Origin of the sequence: Candidatus Enterococcus ikei, from assembly GCF_017316105.1 — a bacterium.
Taxonomy (GTDB): Bacteria; Bacillota; Bacilli; order Lactobacillales; family Enterococcaceae; genus Enterococcus_L; species Enterococcus_L ikei.
Map to the genome: position 1 here is coordinate 95,907 of NZ_JAFLWD010000033.1, position 18,796 is coordinate 114,702.

An 18,796-nucleotide genomic window follows, 5' to 3' on the forward strand; every position below is an offset into this window, starting at 1 on the left:
ACTTTTGTTACATTCTCTTTTTATGACTATACCTATTTAAAAATCTTCTTTTTACATTTATACCAAATATAATCAGAATTTTAGATAAAACAAAACTGATTATCACTATCGAAAATATGACTATCGCTACTTTAATTCCCTCATTTTGCCATTCTTCATTTAAAACAGAAAAATTAATCAACCAATAATAAGCTAAGACAGAAAAAAGAAGACCTAAAGTGTAAAACAAAATGATTTCACTGCTACTTTGACTTTGTTTTTTAGCTTCATATTCAGAATAACCACTTTGAAACGGAACAGGAGTGCCATTTTGTGATGAATCCGCTGCCATCGTATTTCTGACTAAATTAGCATTATCTATCTTTGTAGCATTTTTAAACTTATTTTCAGTCATAATTTCCTACCTTCCCATCAGTAGCGTTCATCCACATTTTCCAATCACTTCTAAAAACCACTGCCTAAATTGTTCTTCATCAAGATCCACACAAACTCGACAATTAGCCTCTTTGCCCAAATATCCATCTAAATCAACCAATGTCGCCCCAGCAGTCAGCGTTCCTTGCGTTTCAATCCCAACATAAGACTCTTTTACCTCAAACATCTCAGGCGCCAACAAATACCCAATTGCACAGCCATCATACATCTTCAAGCCCGTATCTAAACTTCCACCGCGATAGTGACTAAACAAATGATCGATCATATCACCTGTTTTGTTCATCTTCTGGATTTGCTCACGTTCTTTAGGTAAAATCAGTGCTTTTTCTCCAACATCTAACCCAACCATCGTTAAAGGTATTTTGCTTTCGAAAACGATTTTTGCGGCTTCTGGATCAGCAGCGATATTAAACTCTGATAAGACACCATAATTACCTCTGGCTAAAGAGCCACCCATAATGATCAGTTCTTCGACTTTTTCCACACACTCTGGATACATTCTAAGTAAGAGAGCAATATTCGTTAACGGTCCGATCCCAACAATCGTCGTTTTTTCCTTAGACTCCATCAGTACTTTGTACATGTCGATCACTGCATGGTTTTTTGTTAGTAATTCATACTTTGATTCTGGAAATTCATATCCATCCATACCTGTGCTTCCGTGAATATCACTCGCATTGATCGCTTCACGAAGTAAAGGACGATCAGAACCGATCGCCACAGGAATATCTTTCTTCCAGAAAGCGAGTAGCTTAAGTAAGTTTTTCGTCACTTTATCCACACTGACATTGCCTGCGACTGTAGTGAACAACTTGATGTCCAACCTTTCATCAAATAACGCAGCAGCAATCGCAACAGCATCATCGATTCCAGGATCTGTATCGATAATGATCTTTCTTGTTTTTTTCAATTTACTTTATCCTTCCTTCAGACTCTAATTGCCTAAAAAAAGCGGTTCTCCTCCACTGATTTTAGATAGCTAAAGCTCCCCTTTTTTATATAAAAAAGCGAGAAACAGAAAAAGTAACTGCTCTCCCGCCTTCTTCTATTTTTTAATAATCTAACTGTTTTAAATGTAGTAAAAATGATTCAGATGTCAAACGCTTGATCGTGTATAAACGCTCGATCTGCTTGCGGATTTTTTTGTCTTCTTTAGTAGTCGGATCAAAAATATCCATTAACTTACTGGCTCCGTACTCTGCCAAAATACCAATACCACCGCTACCAACTGCAAATCCCATCGTTTCCGTATCATTTAATTGTCCCTTTTTGATTTCTGCGATGATTTGACTGAAATCGCCTTCAATAATAATCTCATCTGTCTGCTTATCTAACTCCACTGCCAGTTCTGCTTTAGTTCTCACGGTTACTTGTCTAAGTTTCATCTCAAAAACCTCCTTTTACAAATATTATACGCTATTACGATAATTTTACTAGTGGTACTTAGGACTTAAAAAGGTGAGGATCAACCCTTTTTCTGGTTTCACCTCACCTTATTCTTCTATGTTACGATCAGTACTTCTTCAACCAAAGAAACACCTTTTCCTTTACCACGTTCGATCAATAACGCTAACTGGATAAATGCAAAAAGAACATTACTCTGTTTGGAATAAGCAAAATATCTAGGTTCCCAGTTAGTCACATATTGCTCTTTTTCTTTTCTCGCATCTTTGAATCCATATATTTGATCGCCATATTTATAAAAAATATTGATCAAGCGCTCATTTAAAAATGCATATTTTGTTTCACCAACATTGGACAACGGCGCCGTCCCCAAATTCACGCAAGAATATCCTCGTTTTTGATAGTCAGCAATAAAATGTGTTAACAAGAAATCTGTGACATGCTCTGGCGCTGTTTCACAATAACGTAATAAATCATAGGAAACTTCGTCATTTTCAACGATCGGTTTTGCGCTAATAAAGCCAATTACTTCATGGTCTGGATTCCGTAAAATACCAATATCACTCAACTGTAAATAGTCTTGATCAAACCCGCCGCTCACAAAATTCCGTTCTCGCTGAGTGCCTAGCCAGTTTTCTGACACTCTTGCCAGCGCTTGAAACACCTCTTGAGAAACAGGTTCATGGTACATCGTAAATCGATAACCTAGATTGGTTAAGTGCTGTAATTCCATACTATTTGTTGCCAACGAAATTGGAGTCGAATCCATACTAGAAAAATCAACGATCCCTGCTTCGCCAACTTTCATAAAGTTAAACCCAAGATCATGCAAAATCATTGTATAACTTTCACTTATTCGATAAAATGCGGCTTGATACCCAAGCAAATCTGCCGCATCCATAAATGCCAAAGTCGCTTGAACCCACTTTTGCTTATTTCCAATCGGGTCTCCTAAAATAAAACATTTATTCGCTTTGATTTGATAAGCGAATAGCACTTTATCCTCGCTATTTTCCTGATAATAAAAATAAGCATAATTTTTTAAGTAAAGCAGATGACTGCCTTCCGTTCCACCATATTTGTTGATCAACGTCGTTAAACGTTCTTCCTGAAACGTTTCCCCTAAACGCTTATCTGTATCAGCCAAATATTGATACAGCGTGATCAGACTAATCATTGAAATCCCTAATCCAATCAAACCAGAAAACCAAACATCATCCGATGGAAACAGTAAAAACATATGAGGCAGCGGGCCCGTTTTATCTGGATGAGAACTGTAATAGCCTGCGACAGCATAAATGATAAATAAGAAACTAAATAAAACCCCATCGACTGCTAAAGCACCCCAAGAATAAACAAATTTTTCCCGATAAAACTCTTTTCTCGCTAGAAAAACAGCTGAAAGAATCACTAAATAAACAAGAATCAACTGCCACGATGATGTTCTAGAAATCATATTGATAATGCCAAAAATCAATAAGCAAATCGTTGGCCAATACGCTTTTTTCACTTTCATCGAGATGCCTCTAGCTAATCCCAACAGTAAAAATCCAATCAGCATATTGAATGTTTGGTCTAAGAAATCAAAAGAGAATGGCAATAAAAATTTAAACAAGCGACTCACATTGGATAGATTCGTGATCGTTGATAGTAACACCATCATGATCCCAGCAAAATAAAGAGCTGCCACTAAAATAAAATGTGCTGCTTTTTGTGAAAAAATTCGTGGCAAATTATCAAGAAATCGATTGATCTTGATTCCAGTTTGATGAATAAATAAAATAATTCCCGTAATAAAAGGCAATACGTAGTAAAACAACCGATAATAAATCAGCCAGACAACTGCGGTTGATTGGCCTACGCCTAACTGAGACAAACCTAAAATCATCAACACATCAAAGGTTCCCATGCCACCTGGCACCATCGTCAGCATCCCGATCAATGTGGCAATCACAAACATTGGATAAACCGAAATGAGTGAAACATCCACTTTCATCAAAGCACCTACGCTTAAAAAAACAAACATTGCGCCCAGCCACTGCCCTAAAGATGCGCCAAACAAAAGAAAAATACCTTTCGGGAAAAAATCTTTAAACAGTGTATATTTTTTGATTTGAGTAAATAACAACAACGCTGGCGCAATCAAACTTCCTGCAAGCAGCCAAACCCAATACTCTCTAAATGAGCTATCTGGACGAATAAAAAAAACATCGATAAAGGCTATAAAAGCTAGAATAGATAATCCAGAAATCATAAACAAGGCTACTTTAGAAACAGTTGCCACAACTTTTTTACGCGGTGCATCTTTCCCATAAAAATTAGCTCGCAGCGTTGCTCCAACTACACCGCCAAAACCTGCAAGATTATTGATCGTATTCGTGACCCAAGCAGAAACAAACCATTCCCAGCGATTCATTTTTGGCTTTCCTTGCTCTTCAAGTACCTTCACCACCACTAGATCATATAACAGCATCGGCAAAACACCGATTAAGCCTGCTAAAATCATTCCGATGATCCGAAAACGACTTTGTTGTCCCATCGTATGAAATACATCTTGCCAAGTCATGCCTTGAACAATATGTGTCACTTGGTTGGCTACAAAGATCAAAACAGAGCCAAGAAAAATCAATTTTAATAATAAACTATGTGCTTTCATCCATTGGAATAGCTGGTTTATTTTACCTTTCATCTGCTCACCGCCTTTCTATTGCTACAGATAAAGAAAATAGTCAAATACTCAATTTTATACGCTAATTTCTCAATACGTTTTCTTTTATATGTTAGCGTATAACGTGTTTTTTTTCCAGTTTGGCTCTTGTATTTGATTTTTTAACAACAAAATGAGGTTATGAAACAATCATTTGGAATCAAGCAATTGGACTAAAAACCCCACAATGCATAAAACGCATTGCGGGGTTTTTAGTAAATTGCTGAAACTCCTGACTTTCCTAACCCATTTATTCGAATTTTGGATAATGTTAATAAAACTCGAATAAATTTTGTCCCAGTCACGTGTTTATAGCATTATTTCTTATTTTTATATTCCTGACCAATTTTATCAGCTACAATAATTGCTGCTTTCACTTGATCTATCGTAATCGGAAACGGCATTGAGTGAATTGATTCTTCTGGAATACAAGATTTCTCAGCGACTTCTGTAAGCTCTGCATCCGAAATTTCTTTCACCCCTAAATCTGCTAAACAAACGGGTAACCCAATCGATAAAGCAAAATCTAACACTTCATACAACTCCGCTTTTGGTGCATTTTCTAAAACTAACTGACAAATCGTACTAAAAGCAACTTTTTCACCATGTGTTGCTCCATGTGCATCATGTAAAACAGTCAAGCCGTCGTGGATCGCATGAATCGCAGCAAGCCCCGCACTTTCAAAACCTAAACCGGAAAGTAAGATATTGGCTTCAATGATATTTTCCAATGCTGGTGTTACTACATTATTATCTGAGGCTTCTTTGGCTTTTAACCCATCTTCTAAAATCGTTTCATAACATAATTTAGCTAATGCTAACGCGGTGTTTGTGCCTTTCGCTGGTGGACAGACTCCTTCACGCACGCCACAAGGCAGGCCAGCATTGACGTTAGAATAAGAATTATGCGTCGCTCTTGCTTCAAAATAAGTTGATAACGCATCACCCATCCCAGAAACTAAGAAACGTGTTGGCGCATTGGCAATAACCACTGTATCAATTAAAACCACGCTTGGACTTTGAACGAAATAAGCATAATCATCAAATTGACCGTCTTCTGTATACAAAACTGCTGAATGGCTCGTTGGGGCATCTGTCGCAACGATCGTTGGTACAATGATCAGGTTATGACCTTCGGCTACACATTTTGCTGTATCGATTGCTTTACCGCCGCCAAGACCAATCACACAATCACAATTATTTTCTTTGGCTACTTTTTGCAGACGAGCTACTTCCACTCGTGATGCTTCTCCATGGAAATTACTTTCTACAAAAGAAATATCAAAAGTTGCAGCAGTTTTATCTAGTTTGTCTTTTACTCGATTCACATCATCTGCGTGTGCAATCAATAATGCTTTTTTCCCAAATGTTGTGACAAAATAACCTAAATTCAATAACTCATCTTCACCTTGAACGTATTTCGTTGGACTGATAAATGCTTTTCTCATGTTTACAAACTCCTATTCTTATTTTATTTTTAAAGGGGCTAATTGCTCCTTTATGGTTTCAATCGGTGTATCTACTTGCAGTAAAGCTGCTGCCGTATAAGCGCTTTCTACTAAAGCCGTATCAAACAGTAACACTTCTTTTTCCGTCATATCCATCGCCATTTCCAAATTCATTTTCGCACTGCCCAAATCATAAAATGCTAGCAAAGTCTGTGCTGGATTTTTCTCAAAAGCATCCATGATTTTTTCAAATGACGTTCCGACTTCTCCTTGTTCCAGACCTGCTGCAACAGTTATTGGTACATCTTTTGCCACTTCTTTGATTAGACGATCGACCCCTTCGCCGATTTCTTTGACATGTGACACAATCACTACACCATTACTCATCGAATACACCTGCTTCCATTAATGATTGAAAGAAATACATGCTAGACATCGCACCAGGATCAATATGACCGATCGAACGTTCACCTACATAAGAGGCACGCCCTTTCGTTGCAGCGATATCTTTGGTTGCTTCTACAGCAGATTCGAGTGAAGCTTCTGTTAATTTGCCATTTCTAATTGCATCAATTGCCGGAGCCCATTCATCCAACATTGTTTTTTCACCTGGCTGACTATTTCCACGTTTTTCGATTCCCGCCAAACCAGCTTCTAAAATCGGTAACACCTCTGAAGTTGTAGCCGAAGCTTTAGCCATCTCCATCATCGCTGTTCCATAAAGCGGACCCGAAGCGCCGCCTACTTTACTGATCAAAGCCATTGCAGTCAATTTGAAAATATCTTGTACCGTTTCAGGATCTTTACTCTGCAAACTTTCACTCACAGCTTCCATTCCTCGAGCCATGTTATTCCCATGATCGCCATCACCGATCGGCGTATCCAATTCACTCAAATAGTCTTTGTTTTTGTCGATTTTTTCTTTGAATAAGTCTAGTGTTTTCTTTAAATTATCTACAGTAAACATTAAAGTCCCCTCCGTTTTTCAAACTATATCAGCCCTTACCAAGCCACTGTATCAACCACTTCATTCAGCGCTTCTATCCAATCTTCTTCCACTTTCAGCAATGTTACAGAAATCCCCGCCATTTCCAAAGATGTCATATAATTACCTACTTTTGAAAATGAAACTTCTACACCTTCTGCATCCAACAAACGCATTGCATCATCATAAAAAATATATTGTTCCATCAAAGGTGTGCCACCTAACCCGTTGACTAAAATAGCAAACTTGTCACCTTCGCTCCATTGAAATGCCGCTTTTAGTTTAGAAATCAATTCTTCAGCCATCTCTTTAGACGGTTTGATTTTTTCTCGTTTATAGCCAGGCTCTCCGTGAATACCTACACCAAATTCAATCTCATCATCCCCTAAAACAAAACCTGGTTTGCCTACTTCCGGAACGGTCGCACCCGTTAAAGCTACGCCAATCGTTTTTAAATTCTCAACAACTTTTTCACCTAAAGCAACTAATTCTTCCACCGTTGCTCCTTTACGTGCAGCAGCTCCAAGAATCTTATGAACCAAAATCGTACCAGCCACACCGCGTTTTCCTTGAGTATACGTACTATCTTCAACCGCAATGTCATCATCTACAACAACTGTCCCAACTTTGATATCTTCCATCTCTGCTAGATCTTTCGCCATATCAAAATTCATGATGTCACCAGAATAATTTTTCACGACCATCACAACACCTTGTCCCTGATCAACCGCTTTGATTCCTTCAAAAATTTGATCTGGGGTTGGGGATGTAAAAACTTGTCCGCAAACAGCAGCTTGCAGCATCCCTGATCCAACAAAACCAGCATGAGCAGGTTCGTGTCCGCTACCACCACCGCTGATCAAAGCAACTTGTTTACCAATTTCTTTTTGTTTTAATACAAACGTTTCTGGTACTTGCTGGATTTTTTCATGATGAGCACGAACAAATCCTTGAACCATTTCTGGAACGACATTTTGTGCTTGATTGATAATTTTTTTCATGATATTCCCTCCTGTTTTCTGCCGAAGTTGGACGAGCTCGATAAGCTTTTTCCTTTTGTATACGTTTACAATACTCGTTTATAAAAAAAGTTGCAACGGACAAAGTAGTTTATGTGTCCGCTTTCATTTCGTTCTTTTATCAAACTATAGTTTTCACCAAGAAGACAGCGTATAATAGAAACAGATATTACTGAAAAGGAGCAGAGGCTCAATGAAACAATTGATCAATTCTAATAGACAGATTCGCCAACAATTGCTGGCCGGACTTGCGTATACATATAACGATAAACTAAACTGGCAAACAAAAACGGGTATCGTCACAAAAAAATCAATTACTGATAATAAAGTAGTTCTAATCAGTGGTGGTGGTTGCGGTCATGAACCAGCGCATGTCGGTTATATTGGTGAAAATATGTTGGATTGTGCCATAATGGGCGCTATTTTTGAACCGCCGGCCAGTGCTGAAATTCTTCAAGCCATCGAACAAACATACAACGGATGCGGCACCTTATTGATTATCAAGAACTTTGAAAAGGACTTAGCAAGCTTTCTCGAAGCAGAACGTTTGGCCATAGCAAAAGGTTTGTCCGTTGCTCATGTGATTGTAGACGATGATTGCTCTATCGAAAGCGGCACATTCAAAAAAAGACGTCGCGGAGTGGCTGGTACAGTTTTTGTTCATAAGATACTTGGCGCCGCTGCTTCAGAAGGAAAATCGTTGGATGAACTCCAAGCATTGGGTGAACAAGTGATTCCTTTAATTAAAACGTTAGGTGTTGCTTTTTCTCCCGCTTCTCCTATCGGCATCATTCCTCAGCAATATGAATTAGCAGAAGATGAAATGTACTTTGGAATTGGCATTCATGGAGAGCCTGGCTACCGCATCGAAACAATGCAGTCTTCTGAGCGAATCGCGATAGAACTTGTCAATAAATTAAAACAGCAATACGACCGTAAAACCTTGAAGCAAGCTGCTGTCTTAGTAAACGGTTTAGGTGGGCTTCCCCTACTTGAACTTGGTATTTTTATGAATGATGTCCAACAATTGTTAGATATTGAAGATATCGAAGTGGTTTACAAACGAATGGGGAATTTTCTAACTGCTTATAATACTAATGGACTTTCACTAACTTTGTTAACAATCAAAGAAGAAAAGTGGTTGGAGTATCTAAATGCCCCGACCGATGCCTTTGGGTGGAAATGAAAAAATAATATGAAATAGCAAAAAATAATGAGCAATCGTGTAACCCTCACCTACACATATTGCTCATTATTTTTCTTCAAAAGCCATTAAAAAGGCTATTTTCATTTGCTCTGCAAATTGATACGAATCGACCTTACATCCTTCAATGATCCATTTTGTCGTTAAAGAAACAAATGCATTCGCATAAAATTCTTCTAAAAATAAACGATCAGATTCTTCAATAGTATCTGGTTTTTGTTTAACCACAAGAACTTGACTGATCAATAATTTTAGATGCTGAGTATAATACTCTTGAAACGAATTTTGCCCCTCAAAAAGAAGAATCTTTCGGTAAAAAATCTGATTTTCCTCAAAATAGACAAACAAGTTTTCTACAATAACCTGCCAACCTTCATAAGCTAGATTGTCTTCAATCTTTTCAATTGCCTCTTGTTGAAAAATCCAATCAGCCAGTTCATATTTATCCTGAAAATAATCATAAAATGTTTGGCGACGCATCTTACTTTCCTGCATGATTTTTGCGATCGTCACTTTTTCAAAACCAATCTCTGCAACCAGTTTTTTAAAGACCTTCGCAATTTTCTTTTTCGTAATCAATGATCCTGTCATTTGTCTGCACCTTTAATTTCTTAGTTACTTTTATTGTACCAGTTAATCGGCATTTAGAGAATCAATGATCCTATCATCAAATAAAAAAAGATAAAGCTGGAAATATCGCGCCCAACTTTATCTTTAAATTGCTTTTATAAATTTTGCTTTTCTAGTGTTCTTAAAGAGATGTAGCCAAAGACAATAATTGAAAGAACGGTCAAGAATAATTGGAAAATATAACTTCCAGTTTCACTAAAATTAAATGAATACGCCAAAGTTTGCAACAGTCCAGTGACTAGACTGCTAAGAATATTAAATCCCATAAACAATAAAAACGATAGGTTTTTGCCTTTCATGATGATACAAGCCGTTGCAATCACCATCAACATATTTAAATAACTAAGTAATCCTGAAAAAATAAATTTCACAAAGCTTAAATCTGTATAATAAAATACTGAATTAAACCCCTCCGCAAAACCGTCCCAAGCATCTAATTGTACTAATTTTATCAAGAATAAAATCGTAGGAATCAATGCGATCATTAGCATCAATGCAATCGTACAAATAAAAATCGCACCAATCTTGGCAAAAAATAATTTTCGTCGATTCACACCAGAAGCAACCATCATAGCCATAACATTATTCTTATAATCCATAGAAATCATGTGGAATGGATAAACGTAAGCAAATATAATATTCCCAATAAAGACGATCACGCCAACAATTACGATTGTCCCTATCATTGATGCTGTAGCAGTTGATTCATAGTACGAATCCGAAAACATTGATGTTAAATTTAATGAAAGCAATGTTACAACAATATTCAAAACACCAATCACTCCAGCGGTGATCAAAAAGCTTTTATCTCGTAAAAATTTAAATAACTCCATTTTAAAAATCAGTTTTCCAGTCATTTTCGCCCCTCCTAATTCAATTTCTCATCTAAAATTTTCACTTTAGATAACTCTGAAATTTCAATTGTTTCCTCTGTTAAACGTTGTTTTATAAGTGCCCAACGTTCATCGGAGATATCCAATTTGACGCCGCCTTCATCATCTGTTTGATAATAATAATTGGCTTCATCTAAAATTTCTATTAGACGAGTATTATTGGTCGTATCAATCCGGCGAATTTGTTTTTCTTTTTCAGCATTGATATCGATCGTTTCTGAAATTCGGCCGCGGTCGATCACATACACGATATCACATAATGCCTCTAAATCATTTTGGACATGGCTGGAAATCACTAATGTTAATCCTTTTTCTGTCAACTGCTTTAAATACTTCTTAAACCATTTTACGGTATCAATATCTAACCCACGAAACGGCTCATCTAAAATTAAAACTTCCGGTGTATGCATCAACGCAATCAATAAAATCAATTTTTTCTGCATCCCATAAGAATAACTTTTTACTTTTTGGTCCAACACAGTAAATAAATCTAACTCTCTTGCCAATTCTTTCGCTTTTTCTTCGTCAAAATTACCACGTAATCCAGAAAAATACTGGATATTGAACCAACCTGTACGATTCGAATAGACAGACATACCATCTAAAACAATGCCCACATTTAATAACACTTCATTGTGCAGTTTCACAGAAGTATCATCAATCAAAATTTCTCCTTGGTAATTGGCAATGATATTTGTCATACATTTAAATAACGTTGTTTTACCAGCACCATTGTGACCAACTAATCCATATGACGTGCCTTTTTCAAAGTCCAATGAACGAATGTTCAAAACTTCTGCACGACCATAGCGCATAACTAGATCCCTTACTTTAATTTCCATAGTAAACTCCTTTAATTTTTTTGCTGTCTTTTTCTTTTGATTTATCACCCTAAGCATAAAAAGACTAACAATAATAGTTTATCATGTTTTTTATTATATATGGGGATAGATTAGAAATTAACAGTTTTTCTGGTATTGTTCTGTGGGTAACTTTTTGTATCTACAAGAGGATTTAACGTTTTATTGTCGTTTATTGGTACATTAATTTGAGCATAGATTCTAGAAAGGGAACGATAGATAGTAGATTAGCAGATAATCGAGAGTTATGTTTTATTTACTAAAAATGATCCTTTTTGAAATTGACAATACTCCTACATTCATTTAACATTAAATATAAAGGCACAAGTTTTTATACCAAAAACGACGTTTTTGAGAATCCTCAGAGCGCTCACTCAAGATAATACCTCAGTTCAAAAGTTGAAACGACCTTAGAATCGCTCTACCAATAACGTAGATTTACGGCATATAGATTTAGCTATAAGTTTTGGTGTTATTTTGACCTTTTTGTTGACTACAAGTCTTCCGTATTATATTCAGTGTATCCTTCATAGTAATAGCTAACATCAATACCTTTCATGTATGTTTCACGATCATTTATTAAAGAGGTTAGTGCTTGCTTAATTAAATGGGATATTTCCAAATCATTAACCGGGCTACGCTCCATTGCAGAAAGATAATCTTCTTTGTTAATCAAGTTCCAATCGATTACTTTGTTAAGTTCTTGTTTAAGAATGAGATCTAGCCATATTCTTGTACTACGACCATTTCCCTCACGAAACGGGTGTGCAATGTTCATCTCAACATATTTTGCTACAATTTCATCAATAGTAGATTGTGGCATTTGATCAATGTGATCTAAAGAAACGTTCAAATACATCACCGGCGCAAATCTAAAGTTTCCTTTTGCAATATTTACTGTTCTAATTTCGCCTGCGAAATCATAAATATCTGAAAAAAGGTATCGATGAATATCTGCAAGCCCTTTGAATGTTCCTATTTCTAGCTTATCAATGTCCCCACTATCATATAATTTCTTTGCATTCAATTTACTGATCTTTTCTTCTACTCTTGCTAATTCAACTTGATTTGTAATATCTAATTTATTCGTTAACATTTTTTCCCTCCTGCTCTTCTCTTTTAATATCAGAATAGTAACAAACAAATCACAGTTACTCTTTCAAATGAATGACTCTTGTATCCCACCAAAAAAGGGTTATCCTCTCTTATTTGTTAAAAAAATGACGTGTTTCTTCTATTATATAGTAAATAAACTCGCGTCATAAATCTAAGCTCATGACTGCAGTATCTTTATCCTCTTGTGTGATTCCAATATAACGTAATGTCTCACGCTGCGACGAATGATTTAACAGTTCTTGTATGATCTCAATGTGTGTACCGTTCTTATAAAGAAAATACCCAAACGTTTTTCTCATCGAGTGGCTGCCAATATTCTTCATTCCCATACTTTTGGCCGCTTTACTCAATACATCCCAAAGAGCTTGCCGGCTTAATGGCTGATCCTTTCCTTTTCGGCTTGGGAATAAAAAATGATCAAATTCATGATTTGCTACGTAGATTGGAAAGGAGTCATTCGCATACTCTAAAATCTGTTTTCTCAATTTATTCGAAATAATAATGGAATTGTGTTTTCCGGTCTTTTGCTCTTTCATTTCTAATCGTTCTTTCGCGATCACCCGACCACGAGAAATAATTAACACGTCTGATAATTTTAATCGACGTAAATCTGAAATGCGATAAGCGGTATTTATTCCAATCGAAAATAGTAACATATTTCTTGGTCCCATTTTTCCAGAAGACAAAATGGCTTTCATTGCATCAATTTGCTTTTTTTCTCTGATTGGTTGGACAATTTTCATGTAAATATCCCTCATTTAAGTAATATGACTTAATCTTATTATACTATAGATTTAGTCTTATTCAAACAATCTATAAATCTAAAGGGCTACTCATATAATGGATAACCCTTAGAGCCATCTATCTTTAGCCCATTTTCACGAATAAGACACAACATAGTTGTGTCTTATTCATAAAAATCATCTATTTTAACTGAATTATATTTATTTGTAATAGTTACTATAACACGTTATAGTAACTATTGAGAAAGGAGTTTTTTATGAAGAACATCAAAATGATTGAAGAAGAAATTGAAAAAATACTCATTAAAGATAAACGCTCCTGGGTACGATTATTTGAATTAATCCGAGAAGTCGAATTGGATGCTTTATGGAAACCAGAACATTTATCTTTTACTCGCTGGATCAGACACTTGGCTTACGAGTCTGGCGTAACCGAGTCCTTAATATGGAAACGAAAAAAAGCTGGCGAGATTTATTTCGATTATCAAACGAGAGCAAAAAAGAAAGGACTATCTGTCCCAAGAATCGAAGACGTCGAAGTCAGTCCAGATAACTTTGAATTGGTCGAAAAGATCAGTCAGGGTAACAAAGACATTAAAGACGATTTAATGGATAAAGTATTGCATCGAGAGCTAAAACGATCTGATTTACTGAGTGCTTGGAAATCAGTAAAAACAATCCGGCAGAATGAACCAGGCAGCATAATCAAAAAACAGCCACTCTGAAGTTGGCTGCTCTAAAGGAGAAAAAGAGATCGCAATATCTGTATCAGATATTGCGATCTCATTGACCTATAGCTCTTGGTTAAATAACTTCTTTGACGCTGGTATAAATAATTTAACGGTTCACGCTCAGAAGAAAGTTTATAACCTGTTGCCTAATTTTTCGTTTTACTCTTCAATTACTGATCGATCACATACTATAGACTTTTTAGTTATTGAAAACTATACTAGCCAGCCTCATCAATTAAACCTACATTCTATTGAAGTGATTTTATCTGAAGAAGATATTCATCGGTCTTTCAATAGTAGATAATACCAACAGTATATGAATTATTTATGGATTGCGATTCCTTTTAATATAATAGAAGAAATCAATTCAAAGGTTTCTGAAGACTATGGCATAATCGAGATAGGGAACAGAGAAGCTGCAAAAGTCTGGAGAAGTGCCCCTTATATTTTATCCTCTAATAAAGTAGATGTCTATCAGGCAGCGTTGATTAAGGTATTTTAAAAGTAAGTACATTCTATTTTTGATCCGTTTTTTTTAAGAAAATAAAAAAACCTAGAGGAAAATTCCTCTAGGAATCAGACCAAAGATTTCTATTTTATGGGTTCAATAAATATTCCCGCGATATACCCACCTTGATAATTTTCTACTGTTATCAAAGGACTTACTTCATCAGCAGAAATAATAACGTCAGCTGATGCTTTGTAATAACCTTTTTCAACTTTTTCACCAGAACTTAATGGATTAGCTAATAGTAGCGTTCTACTTTCACCTGAAGAGGGCTTTTTCTTTAAGCTAACTTTCAATGGTAAAGTTGGTATACTATCTGATACGCCTTTCGCATATACGCTAACACGATACTTTCCTGGTTTAAACGAATCTAACCCTTTAAATTGTTTGTAAATGGCTGCTTGTTGTTTGGAATAGAACACATAATCTCCAAATAATGAATTTTTTGGATCTTTTAATAATTTTAGATTCTTACCAGCAAAATTTTTCCAACCGTTAGGAGCACCTTCTGGCCATGTTGGCTCGTTAACTGTAACTGAAATAATTTTAGAATTTGTCGCGCCTTGACTATTTGTTACTTCATAGGTAACATGATACAAACCTTTTCTTGCTGTATTCACATCATTTTTTATTACACGAATCTTATTAGTAATATCTCCATCTTTTTCATCTGTAGCTTTTAGACCTATTTTTGGATCAAAAGGATCAAACAACGAATCTTTAAGAACGGATATATCATTGGCTGTCAATTTTGGTTTTGAAGTTGGCTCGTTAACTGTAACTGAAATAATTTTAGAATCTGTCTCGCCTTGACTATTTGTTACTTCATAGGTAACATGATACAAACCTGCTTTTGCTGTATTCACATCATTTTTTGTCACACGAATCTTATTAGTAATATCTCCATCTTTTTCATCTGTAGCTTTTAGACCTATTTTTGGATCAAAAGGATCAAACAACGAATTTTTAAGAACGGATATATCATTGGCTGTCAATTTTGGTTTTGTAAAGGATGCATCAAACTTATTAATTCGTACAGTATGGGCATTGTGGCTTCGACCTGTTGCTGCTGCAATAGTAAAGGTATATTTTACACTTTTATTTATATCTGGATTTTTTAACTCAAAGTGTTTGCCGTCATAATCTGCTGTTAATAGATTTTTGTTTGCCTGCCATTTGATGTTTATATTTTTGAAAGTTCCGTTTGGTCGAGCAATATATTGCATTGGTGATAACGCAGTTAAAACCTCCTTAGAAGAATCAGTAGAAACGAAACCTGCATGAGCTCCCTTCATTTGGTCATGTCCAAATGATGGATCTTGATCATCTGGTGCTTCCCAAAATGTATCTAACTCAAATCCAATTCCCTGTTTCAATCCTCTTATTCCTAGACCTCCACCATACGCACCTATCGCACCTATAGTATCCTGATGAAATGCAATTCCAATTCCGTCAGCCCCGAATTCATTTGATCCTAAATTAACATCCATATCCAAAGAAAAATCATTTTTCATATTTAGGCCCGCTTTTCCAGTTAAAGCTCCTGCCTGTGTCGTTTTATCAGCAGTTAACCGGGCCGTATTAGAATTTAATTGTACAGCAGTTCCATTAAATCTAAATAAGTTGTCTATATCATTTGAATCTTCTGAGTTGTTAGCTCTTGCCATTACTGGGAAAATCCCAGAAGATAAAATCATAGCACCTACTAAAAAGAGCTTTCCTAATAAATTACGTTTCATTATAACATCTCCTCATTACTATTTTACTCATCAAAGAATGATCTCAATTTTTTTTAAGACTATTCTTTTTTACAATTTTTAATACTAGCCATAACAATGTTCCTATTAGAATAAGAATTGTTATAGACAGAAAAGGGTCATTACTGGAACTATTTTGCTGATCCACGGAAGTTTTATTTAATTTTTTTACTACTTCTTCTTTAATTTCAAAGTTCTTTGTAAACTTCCATTTATTTTTTTCTTCATCACTTAAATTTATAGTGTACGTATATTTTCCAGGCTTGAATTGTTCATTCCACTCAGTCATAAGGAAAAATATCGAATTCGGAGCAAAACTTAACGGTTCTTTCGTTTGCTCAATAACAGTTTTTTTATCTCTTTGATTTATTATTGATATTTTTGCTTTGATTTTTGAAATAATTGTCGGCGAAGTATTTCTTAATTCAAATTTGATATTATTTCTTAAATTTTCTTGTGAAATCTTTACGGCTCCGCTTTCTAATTTAGGAATGATTGTCTCACGTGACTCTGAGAGCTGAACAGCTAAAGTACGGGTAAACACATTGTTTACCCCTTCTTTACCTTCACTAGCTGTCGGTTCAACTGTTATTCCGCCTAAAACTATTCCTTCAAAAGGTATTTCTGGGACACTTAATGCTAAAGAAACTATTTTTTCGCTGTTAGCAGGAATTTCTACTTGTGGTTCTTCTATGACTATACAATCTTTCAAGGACACTTTCATCGATTTATCTTTCTCAAAATCTGATATAGAATAATCTATAATGCCATTTTGATTAGTAACAGCCGTGTTTACGTAGATATTATATTTGACGTTCTCTTCAGAATTATTCTTAATATTAATCATGAGATTTTGCTTTTGATCTGGTTTCACATTTAAATCGAAATAACTAGGTATATTTGTATTCTGATTCTCAGGTAAAATTGGTGTATTTGATGTCAGTATCTGCAACGTATGCAATAGGTTGTTCATGTGAATTTAAGTTAGCTGTTATTCCAGCTTTTTCAACGGCAGTATTTGATATAACCTCAGGAGAAATGTTTAACGCCATTCCTTTAAAATTTTCATCTTTTAATTTAGCAGTCAATCTCCAACCTTTGCTACTCTCTCCACGTAAATCTTCAATTGAAATACTTGATTTCTCTTTTTCAGTCACTGTTGCTGCTTCTTTTGATATAGTTACATCGTTAAAAGTAATATCTGTAGCTTGAGAAATCTTAATTCCGCCTGAGTTAACGTTTACTGATGCACTTGTTTCATCAGCATATGCCGATTGCCCTAATCCTAAAATCCCGACTACTGCAATACCTGCTACTGTTAAACTAATTTTTTTTATTATTATTCTCTCCATTTCTTTTTTTATTTATATATATTCCACTTAAACACAATAAAATAAGTAGTATTCCTATTATTGAAATTAGTGGGGTAATTAACTCGTTTGTTTTTGGAAATTTTTTGTTAAACCTTGACTGTACTGTCTCTTCTGATATTTTTTGTTTCTCTGACTCTTTGTTACTATTCTGTTCTTTCGAGATTTCTGATTGTGTAGTGTCATCACGTAAAATTCTAACCGTCACATTAGTCTCTATTTCATCTGCAAAGACATATAGATAAGAACTACATAAGGATACCGTGATACCTAGTACTAAAAATAAATTTATAAAACTTTTTTTCATACTACGGTCCCTCCACAAGATTCCAAGTAATTGTCGTTTTGTAGGTGCAATTAATTGCTAATGGATTTTTCGAAGGGATTTTCAATAAAATTCCTGTATCTTTTTTCCATTTCTCAGCAATATCTATTTTGCTTGACTCTAAGGGATGTTCTTGTCTCGGTTGTACATAGATATTTGTAACCGATCCATCTAAATGATAATCATTTTCATTTTTATCTCTAAAAATTACATATGGTGACAACTTGTCTTTCGAACTATTAATTTGCGCAGTTAATCGCCAACCTCCCTTTCTGCTCCCATCATTAACCGTAACTTTTAGCTTATCTACTTCTTCACGTCTCACTACCTGTTCTTTATTTGATTTCTTCACTTCATTAAAATTTAATTTTTCTGATACAGTCAAAGTTAATTTATCTTTTACCGTTACTGTAAACTCAGAATCTACATCCTTCACTTTTCCTTTATTCGTGTACTTGATCTTGTGAACTCCAGACTTGCTCGTATCAATACTTCCTCCATTTTTTGTAATACGTGAGTCTTCCCACGGTATTTCCTTTCCATCTTCATCCGTTGCACTGACAAAGTTATCTTCTGGATTCCATTTTTCTCCGACGTATAGTGTACTATCTTTTGTTTTAATATTGGTTTTGTCTTCTTTTACCGTTACTGTAAACTCAGA

20 protein-coding genes are annotated in these 18,796 nt (G+C 35.4%); 2 read left to right on the forward strand and 18 right to left on the reverse strand.

Features of this window, described 5'->3' with window-relative positions; translation table 11 throughout:
• Positions 1-7 precede the first annotated feature (7 nt).
• From JZO69_RS12935 to dhaK, 8 genes are all read right to left on the reverse strand, one after another.
• Positions 8-394, reverse strand: a complete 387-nt coding sequence (locus JZO69_RS12935) for a hypothetical protein (protein ID WP_207113282.1) — start codon at positions 392-394, stop codon at positions 8-10.
• A gap of 27 nt (positions 395-421) precedes the next feature.
• A complete protein-coding gene (gene rihC, locus JZO69_RS12940) occupies positions 422-1,345 on the reverse strand; it encodes a ribonucleoside hydrolase RihC (RefSeq protein ID WP_207113283.1) in 924 nt (307 codons plus the stop codon).
• Positions 1,346-1,487: 142 nt separating this feature from the next.
• The gene (locus tag JZO69_RS12945) at positions 1,488-1,820 is read right to left on the reverse strand and encodes a hypothetical protein (RefSeq protein WP_207113284.1); all 333 of its coding nucleotides are present in this window, start codon (positions 1,818-1,820) and stop codon (positions 1,488-1,490) included.
• Between the two features lie 116 nt (positions 1,821-1,936).
• Positions 1,937-4,528: a bifunctional lysylphosphatidylglycerol flippase/synthetase MprF gene (gene mprF / locus JZO69_RS12950; protein WP_207113285.1), complete on the reverse strand. Its 2,592-nt coding sequence runs from the start codon at positions 4,526-4,528 to the stop codon at positions 1,937-1,939.
• 335 nt (positions 4,529-4,863) lie between these two features.
• Positions 4,864-5,994 carry a glycerol dehydrogenase gene (locus JZO69_RS12955; protein WP_207113286.1) on the reverse strand — a complete coding sequence of 377 codons (1,131 nt, stop codon included), beginning with the start codon at positions 5,992-5,994 and terminating at the stop codon, positions 4,864-4,866.
• 18 nt (positions 5,995-6,012) lie between these two features.
• Positions 6,013-6,381 (reverse strand): dihydroxyacetone kinase phosphoryl donor subunit DhaM, encoded by a 369-nt coding sequence (gene dhaM, locus JZO69_RS12960; protein WP_207113287.1) that lies wholly within the window; start codon positions 6,379-6,381, stop codon positions 6,013-6,015.
• Positions 6,374-6,961: a dihydroxyacetone kinase subunit DhaL gene (dhaL, locus tag JZO69_RS12965; protein WP_207113288.1), complete on the reverse strand. Its 588-nt coding sequence runs from the start codon at positions 6,959-6,961 to the stop codon at positions 6,374-6,376. The genes dhaM and dhaL overlap by 8 nt, the downstream gene beginning before the upstream one ends.
• 35 nt (positions 6,962-6,996) lie before the next feature.
• Entirely contained in the window at positions 6,997-7,980 is a 984-nt protein-coding gene (dhaK, locus tag JZO69_RS12970) for a dihydroxyacetone kinase subunit DhaK (protein WP_207113289.1), read from the reverse strand.
• A gap of 211 nt (positions 7,981-8,191) precedes the next feature.
• Here dhaK and JZO69_RS12975 point away from each other — a divergent pair, with 211 nt between their 5' ends.
• Positions 8,192-9,184, forward strand: coding sequence for a dihydroxyacetone kinase subunit DhaK (locus JZO69_RS12975; RefSeq protein ID WP_207113290.1), 993 nt, complete (start codon positions 8,192-8,194; stop codon positions 9,182-9,184).
• Positions 9,185-9,250: 66 nt separating this feature from the next.
• On the opposite strand, the gene dhaS is transcribed toward JZO69_RS12975, so the two are convergent.
• From dhaS to JZO69_RS13000, 5 genes are all read right to left on the reverse strand, one after another.
• Positions 9,251-9,793, reverse strand: coding sequence for a dihydroxyacetone kinase transcriptional activator DhaS (dhaS, locus tag JZO69_RS12980; protein ID WP_207113291.1), 543 nt, complete (start codon positions 9,791-9,793; stop codon positions 9,251-9,253).
• Between the two features lie 134 nt (positions 9,794-9,927).
• Positions 9,928-10,689 carry a hypothetical protein gene (locus tag JZO69_RS12985; protein WP_207113292.1) on the reverse strand — a complete coding sequence of 254 codons (762 nt, stop codon included), beginning with the start codon at positions 10,687-10,689 and terminating at the stop codon, positions 9,928-9,930.
• A gap of 11 nt (positions 10,690-10,700) precedes the next feature.
• Positions 10,701-11,567 (reverse strand): ABC transporter ATP-binding protein, encoded by an 867-nt coding sequence (locus tag JZO69_RS12990; protein ID WP_207113293.1) that lies wholly within the window; start codon positions 11,565-11,567, stop codon positions 10,701-10,703.
• 511 nt (positions 11,568-12,078) lie between these two features.
• Positions 12,079-12,681, reverse strand: coding sequence for a protein adenylyltransferase Fic (gene fic, locus JZO69_RS12995; RefSeq protein WP_207113294.1), 603 nt, complete (start codon positions 12,679-12,681; stop codon positions 12,079-12,081).
• Between the two features lie 163 nt (positions 12,682-12,844).
• Complete coding sequence (locus JZO69_RS13000; RefSeq protein ID WP_207113295.1) at positions 12,845-13,444, reverse strand: site-specific integrase; 600 nt, start codon at positions 13,442-13,444, stop codon at positions 12,845-12,847.
• A 257-nt stretch (positions 13,445-13,701) separates the two neighbouring features.
• On the opposite strand from JZO69_RS13000, the gene JZO69_RS16675 reads away from it, so the two are divergent.
• The gene (locus JZO69_RS16675; RefSeq protein WP_242586819.1) at positions 13,702-14,169 is read left to right on the forward strand and encodes a hypothetical protein; all 468 of its coding nucleotides are present in this window, start codon (positions 13,702-13,704) and stop codon (positions 14,167-14,169) included.
• A gap of 597 nt (positions 14,170-14,766) precedes the next feature.
• Here JZO69_RS16675 and JZO69_RS13010 read toward each other — a convergent pair.
• From JZO69_RS13010 to JZO69_RS13030, 5 genes are all read right to left on the reverse strand, one after another.
• The gene (locus tag JZO69_RS13010) at positions 14,767-16,422 is read right to left on the reverse strand and encodes a lectin-like domain-containing protein (protein ID WP_207113296.1); all 1,656 of its coding nucleotides are present in this window, start codon (positions 16,420-16,422) and stop codon (positions 14,767-14,769) included.
• 43 nt (positions 16,423-16,465) lie between these two features.
• Complete coding sequence (locus tag JZO69_RS13015; RefSeq protein WP_347401596.1) at positions 16,466-17,314, reverse strand: WxLIP family cell surface protein; 849 nt, start codon at positions 17,312-17,314, stop codon at positions 16,466-16,468.
• Positions 17,315-17,354: 40 nt separating this feature from the next.
• Positions 17,355-17,792 carry a hypothetical protein gene (locus tag JZO69_RS13020; RefSeq protein ID WP_207113298.1) on the reverse strand — a complete coding sequence of 146 codons (438 nt, stop codon included), beginning with the start codon at positions 17,790-17,792 and terminating at the stop codon, positions 17,355-17,357.
• Entirely contained in the window at positions 17,764-18,117 is a 354-nt protein-coding gene (locus JZO69_RS13025; RefSeq protein ID WP_207113299.1) for an EF2685/EF0750 family sortase-dependent surface protein, read from the reverse strand. Before JZO69_RS13025 ends, JZO69_RS13020 begins: the two co-directional genes overlap by 29 nt.
• A 1-nt stretch (position 18,118) precedes the next feature.
• Positions 18,119-18,796 (reverse strand): bacterial Ig-like domain-containing protein (locus JZO69_RS13030; protein ID WP_207113300.1); only part of this gene is annotated, 678 nt, incomplete at its 5' end.